The organism is Holospora obtusa F1, assembly GCF_000469665.2.
GTDB classification, from domain to species: Bacteria; Pseudomonadota; Alphaproteobacteria; order Holosporales; family Holosporaceae; genus Holospora; species Holospora obtusa.
In genome coordinates this window covers 1-6068 of the sequence record NZ_AWTR02000068.1, presented here as the reverse complement: position 1 = coordinate 6068, position 6068 = coordinate 1, and the positions used below count along the sequence as shown (strand labels likewise).

Genomic DNA, 6068 nt, shown 5'->3' with positions numbered 1-6068 from the left:
ATTAAGCAGAATGCAAGTTTATCTAAATCACCTACCAGAACTATAAGAACACAATCTAATCATCTATTTGCATCACTCATTGCATACTGCAAATTAGAATTATTGAAAGTGAAAACCTCATTGAATCATTTTGCAATAAAACAAAAACTATTGTTAAAAGCCAATGTTTTAATGTTCAATGAACTTCAAATTTTGAAAGGTGCTACGTAAGATGAGTTATCAAATAGTCGCTATAAATATCAAGAAGATCCAGTTTCATTTTTTGTCCTTAAAAACTTACGGACGAAAAATATGATTATTTCAAGCAGAAATCAACTATTGCTGCGTAACATCAGTTAGTAACCGAGCATATTTATAAAAAAGCCATTACTTCTCTGAATTCAATAAGAAAGTATAATAAAAGAGCAATAAAACTTTCATTTGTGCAGTACTATAAATGTTAATACATGCAGCAATATTTCCTATCTAATGCCTTTTTAGTTAATACTAAGATGAATGAACACCTAAGGGCCATGTCAGAGTCTTTAAAAGGTAATGAGGAGATAATAGTTATGGATAAGGCTGGATGGCATAAATCAAAAAAACCTGAGGTGCAAAGCAATATAGAAGATATAGCAAAATCAGTTGAATTGTGATAAAGTAAAAAAGAACTAATTGACTGACATAAGCTCTGAAAGAGCTCAATTTTTTGCCTAATTCATCGCTTCATATGTGTCCAAAATTTCTCGATTGGATTTTAAATTGTCACAGATGAAAGGGGTATGTCTTCCTGAAGAAAAGCATGTTCATGGGAAAAATATTACATCAACACACAGTGATATTTTGCATCGATTAGCAAGCTTTAAAAGAAAGATTATCTTCTCGTATAGTCGTGATATGGCTTATAAAACAATGAAACTGTTCCATTACTTTCAATATAACCAAAAAAATGTCAGTTTATATATGACCACATTATTATCATTTTTTATTTAAATATCTTTTTTCTTGAATCTTAACTTAATTTACTATATGCGATCGTAGCGCTTTTTTTAAAAAAATATACTTTTTCATAAATGTCAAATTGACTTTAAACGTATCGCTTTGATTGTTTTGAAATACTCTTCTATGACAAAATCATCTTGAATCTCGGAAAAACATTCGATAGAATAAAAGGATGAATAAGTTGGGCATAAGATTCTGCTGAAGACGTTTAAACTATACGTTTAAAGTCTTCATAAGATGGAAGCAATGTCGCCGCATCTACTTTAAAAAAAATTATGAATATTTGGGTTCCTTTAATTTCTCGTCGTGTGGTTTTGGTTACAGGAAAAGAGGGGAGAGATCTTTTACAGGGGATCTCAACGAATGACATCAACCTTCTTGGTAACCAGAAGGGTATTTTTACTGCTTTTTTGAACCGTCAGGGTCGTTTTCTCGCAGATGCTTTTGTCTTTCAGAATCAAGAGCGACTGTACTTAGAATACGATTCGGTTCATCACTCTGTTATAATGGGGCTTATCCATAAATATGGCCCTTTACATGGCGTTCAAGTTAAAGAAGTTCCGTGGGCCGTTATAAGCTTTAGCGGTTCGGAATCTGCGTTTCTTTATCAAAAAATACAGGACAAGATTCAAGAATATTTGGGAATCATATTTCAGGATTTTCGTCATCCTAGTCTTGGTTTTCGTGTTGCTTTGCCCTACGAATATTGGCACGAAATTCCAACTCCTTTGTGTATTCCAGGAACTGAGACTTCTTATCGGACTTTGTGTATTCAAAATGGAGTTCCTAGTGGCGCACATGACCTTGTTTACGAGCGATCTTTAATTTTAGAATATCAGTATCATTTTCATCAAGGGATTTCTTGGAAAAAAGGGTGTTACGTAGGGCAAGAAGTGATCGCCAGTAGTTTTTATCAAAATCGTGTTCATAAAAGCCTTTTTTATTTAACTCATATTCAAGGAGAACGTGTTCCAAGCGTTGGGGAAGCTATTTTGGATTTTAAAGGGAATGTGCAAGGAAGGTGGGGATACATTCAATCTGGTCATGGGTTGATTTGTTTGGAGCAAGCATGGGGACTTGAGTGCTTAAATTCTGGACATTTTCAATGTTCTACACACAATGGAGAGATCATCACGGGAACCTTGGTTTCTTTTAGCAATTCCTTTAATAGATGTGATCAAGGAGCGAATAATGTCCAGTAAAGGAATTTCTACATTTTTTTACGAAATTTCTGCCCCTTTTTGGAAGCAAATTGCTACTTTAAGTGTGCTTTCTTTAGCATGGGCAGGAATAGTCACAATGCAGCCTGCGTTTATTAAGTCTATCATAGATATAGTAACTCATATAAAAGATCCCTCTTATATTGAGCAAATCACAAGATTAATGATCCTTTATCTTCTTTTGGGGTTTGGGTTTTGTTGGATTAATTTTGGGTATGATACAATGATAGCAAAATTTTTTCCTGCGCAACGGGAATTTATCGCATTAAAGCTTATGCAACATATGATGCATAAACCTTTGCAGTTTTATCAAAAACATTTCTCCGGAAATCTGACAAACAAAATTAATGATGTGGTTACTTTTGTTCCAAATATTATAGAAATTTTTGTTGATAATTTTTTGACTTGTTTTTTTACATTGATATTTTCTATGTATAGTGTTGCGCGAGTGCATTCGCATTTTGCTTGGGCATTATTGTGCTGGTTAACTATTTTTTTGGGAGGTTCTTTAGGATTTTTATTTTCTAAAAGTCATTTGGCTCACCGAGCTTCGGAAACGCGTTCACGCGTTGTTGGAAAAATTGTAGATGTTTTTTCCAATATTGCCAGTGTGCAGCTTTTCTTTAGACACGTTTTGGAACTTTCACTTATTCGTCAATATACAACAATTGCTTTGGAAAAAGAGCAAGAGCGTGATTATTTTTTTAGAATGTTGCATGCATTCCAAAGCTTATCTTTTGTAGTTTTTGAAAGTTTATGTTTTTGGTGGCTATGGAAAGGGATTAAAGCTCAAACAATTAGTGCAGGAGAATTTGTATTGGTTCTTACTTTGAATGTTCAGATTTTGGACCAATTTTGGACGCTTGGTTCAGAAATAAGAGAATTTTGGGAAAAATTAGGGGCTCTAAAACAAGCGCTTTCCATTGTTTACAGCGAAACTCCGATATTAGAGCTGACGTCTTCGCGCTCAGATCTTGTCGTTTCTTCTGGAGAAATTGTGTTCAAAAACGTACATTTTTCTTATGATAGAACAGGAAAAGAGTCGCTTTTTTCTAATTTTAATGTTCACATTCCTGGAGGACAAAAAGTGGGAATTGTAGGATTTTCCGGAAGTGGAAAATCTACTTTCATCAACTTATTGTTGCGCATTCAAGAAGTTCAAAAGGGATCTGTGTGTATAGATGGTCAAAATATTCAAAGTATCTCTTTGTGTAGTTTACGCAAAGCTGTTTCTGTCATTCCACAAGAATGCATTCTATTCAATCGATCTATTCTGGATAATATTTTGTATGGACGGCCCGAAGCAACGTTTAAAGAAGTACAGGAAGCAGCAAAAAAGTCTCAAATTCACGAAGTAATTGAAGAGTTTCCGCAAGGTTATGATACCATTGTAGGTGAAAGAGGTGGGCGCCTTTCTGGCGGGCAACGTCAACGAATTGCTATAGCAAGGGCAGTATTAAAAAATGCTCCTATTTTAATTTTAGATGAGCCTACAAGCAGTTTGGATGGTATCACGGAAGAAGAATTACAAAAAGCTTTTTCGGAAGTTATGTATGGGAAGACGGTTTTATTTATTGCTCATCGCTTGAATACGTTATCAAGTATGGAGCGCCTTTTGGTGTTTAGTGCAGGAAAAATTGTCCAAGATGGAGCGCACGATGCATTAATTTTGCAAAAAAACGGTATGTATAGAAAATTGTGGAGTCTACAAATGCGAGGACTAAAAAAAGAATAATACGATAGATTTACTATTTCAGATTACTAAAAATGTGACTGAAATCCTACGATAACATTTTCAGGAATGATTTTGATGCATTTTTTTGTATATAGTAATTTAGCCTAAAAACGGGACAAAGAGATATTTTTAAAAGAAAATGACAAAGAAACACTACAGCTTAGATCTAAAGGGGTGAGCAATAGAAATATAATCAAGCTTGATTACAATCAAAACACGACATCCAAGAAGTAGCGTAAGCAGGTGGTGGATCAGGTGCCAAGAAGGTAGAGGCTATTAAAGTTAAACCACGCTTAGGCAACAAGGACAAAATAGCCCCAGAAAAGCTAGGATTTAGCTATAAAAAAATGATGAAAGCGGTGTTGAGATGATCATTTGTGCAGACACAAGGATGGGGCAGAAAGGGGAAAAAGCTTTCTTCCAAAAGAGCGGTAAATTATTATCAGCGGACAAATACTATAGCTGAGTATGTTAATCATAAATCGATAGCACCTAGGGTATTTAATGATTCTTGTCATACAAAAATCTTGTATGAATGTAGCAAGCTATACAGCTATACGACGGATTAATTTTATTTGCAAAGGATCAAAAATGTTCAAGTTTAAAATGCGCATTCTATTTTTTTTGAAAAAATTATGGTAAAATTTTTAAAAATAATTAAAGCTTTATATGTGGATAAAAAAAATTAATAAAATTTTTTTATTATTTTTTATAACTTCAAATTCTCAAATGTCTTTCTCACAAAAACAAAATTTTTTTCATCATGCTAGTATTGCATCTATTTCTGAACAAAAACTTACTAAATCAATCGAGCACAATATTGAAAAAATAAAAGAAGAAATTGAAAAAGAAGAAAAAAATATAGAAAATCTTCTTTGTTCTGGACCATTAGTTAACATGCTTGATGACGATAAGAGTTGTTTTGAACTCTTTTTTTCGGGTAGAATATCTGATTATAGAAAGACCAGTCGTAAATATAAAAAAAATTTGTATTTAAAAGAAATGGTAGCAAAAAGAGATCTTTTTTTATTAAGAATAGCGAGAAGAAGGATAGAAAAATTAAAAGATTATCGTCCTTTTTTAGATTATTTTATACATTTAGGAAAAGAATTTTGGGAAGCATTTTATCAAATTTTTCCTATACATTGTGATTGCTGTGCACAGTGTGATTGCTGTGCACAGGAATCCAGAGTGTCTGGTAACATTGGTTTGTTCTGTGTGTCAATTAGTGACTTTGAAGAAGATCTAAAATATGCACAACTGTTAAGATAATTTATTAAATCAGACTACAGTAAAAACAGTTAAATTGTAATACAAAATATGATACATTTTGTCTAAAAGAAGTAGATAATGTCAACGCGTCCATACAGTATAGATTTAAGAGAAAAAATTATAAATTTTATCAAATCAGCTGACAGTCAAAAAGAAGCATCGAGAGTTTTTGGAATAAATAAAATGACACTCAATAGATGGCATTTGCATTATAAAAGTAAAGGACATTTTTACCCAAAGATACGTTTGGATGCAAAGCCAACTATAGAAAAAGAGTCTTTTATTCAATATGCAACTAATCATCCCGATGCTAGATCAGAAAATATTGCTGGTGAATTTGGCATGAGTGTCAGTGGTGCACGTTATTAATTAAGGCCCGTAGTGATAAAAAAACCTTCACTTATGTGGAAAGCAAATAAAGAAAAATGAAATACATACCAAGAAGCACTAAAATATATACCAGTTTCAAAGTATTGTATACATTGATGAAAGCGGGATAAAGCTAACCATTTGCAAAGATAGAGGATGAGACGCAAAAAAAGTGAAAAACTTGTGGGTAAAAAGAGCGGTAAATATTACGAAAAAATTCATAGTTTAGGGGGGGAGTAAATAATAGACCTCTTTCGAAACTCATTTATACTCACTCCAAATTTTAAATTCCAGTGATCAGATTGAATCTTAGACCAAATCTTTTTCGTCTTTTTTTTTGCAGCGCAGATTTACTATGCAGTTTTTGTATCCCTTGATATCCAGGGTCAGTAATGACCTTTATATCAGGATTTATCTTTGTTTTCGATTCTTTAAATACTCTAAAATCATATCCATTACCATTTTCAAAAGCAGTTTATATTACTTGCTCA

General features: G+C 33.0%; 5 protein-coding genes and 2 pseudogenes. 6 read left to right on the top strand and 1 reads right to left on the bottom strand.

Annotated features, from left to right (window positions below):
• The 6 genes and pseudogenes from P618_RS08455 to P618_RS03915 form a co-directional block, all read left to right on the top strand.
• A pseudogene (locus tag P618_RS08455) lies at positions 1 to 210 on the top strand (IS701 family transposase); the annotation flags it as partial.
• Between the two features lie 302 nt (positions 211 to 512).
• Positions 513 to 635 (top strand): hypothetical protein, encoded by a 123-nt coding sequence (locus P618_RS08855; protein WP_275574331.1) that lies wholly within the window; start codon positions 513 to 515, stop codon positions 633 to 635.
• Between the two features lie 621 nt (positions 636 to 1256).
• Positions 1257 to 2183 (top strand): CAF17-like 4Fe-4S cluster assembly/insertion protein YgfZ, encoded by a 927-nt coding sequence (ygfZ, locus tag P618_RS03930; protein WP_021827973.1) that lies wholly within the window; start codon positions 1257 to 1259, stop codon positions 2181 to 2183.
• Positions 2173 to 3936, top strand: coding sequence for an ABC transporter ATP-binding protein (locus P618_RS03925; RefSeq protein ID WP_021827972.1), 1764 nt, complete (start codon positions 2173 to 2175; stop codon positions 3934 to 3936). The genes ygfZ and P618_RS03925 overlap by 11 nt, the downstream gene beginning before the upstream one ends.
• A gap of 669 nt (positions 3937 to 4605) precedes the next feature.
• A complete protein-coding gene (locus P618_RS03920) occupies positions 4606 to 5208 on the top strand; it encodes a hypothetical protein (protein WP_021827970.1) in 603 nt (200 codons plus the stop codon).
• 78 nt (positions 5209 to 5286) lie between these two features.
• Entirely contained in the window at positions 5287 to 5577 is a 291-nt protein-coding gene (locus P618_RS03915; protein WP_021827969.1) for a helix-turn-helix domain-containing protein, read from the top strand.
• A 283-nt stretch (positions 5578 to 5860) separates the two neighbouring features.
• On the opposite strand, the pseudogene P618_RS06830 reads toward P618_RS03915, so the two are convergent.
• A pseudogene (locus P618_RS06830) lies at positions 5861 to 6052 on the bottom strand (IS5/IS1182 family transposase); the annotation flags it as partial.
• Positions 6053 to 6068 lie beyond the last annotated feature (16 nt).

Bases quoted from the DNA above. Each gene is read 5' to 3' on its own strand.
- P618_RS08855 (WP_275574331.1), top strand. From the start codon at position 513: ATGTCAGAGTCTTTAAAAGGTAATGAGGAGATAATAGTTATGGATAAG.
- ygfZ (WP_021827973.1), top strand. From the start codon at position 1,257: ATGAATATTTGGGTTCCTTTAATTTCTCGTCGTGTGGTTTTGGTTACA.
- P618_RS03925 (WP_021827972.1), top strand. From the start codon at position 2,173: ATGTCCAGTAAAGGAATTTCTACATTTTTTTACGAAATTTCTGCCCCT.
- P618_RS03920 (WP_021827970.1), top strand. From the start codon at position 4,606: ATGTGGATAAAAAAAATTAATAAAATTTTTTTATTATTTTTTATAACT.
- P618_RS03915 (WP_021827969.1), top strand. From the start codon at position 5,287: ATGTCAACGCGTCCATACAGTATAGATTTAAGAGAAAAAATTATAAAT.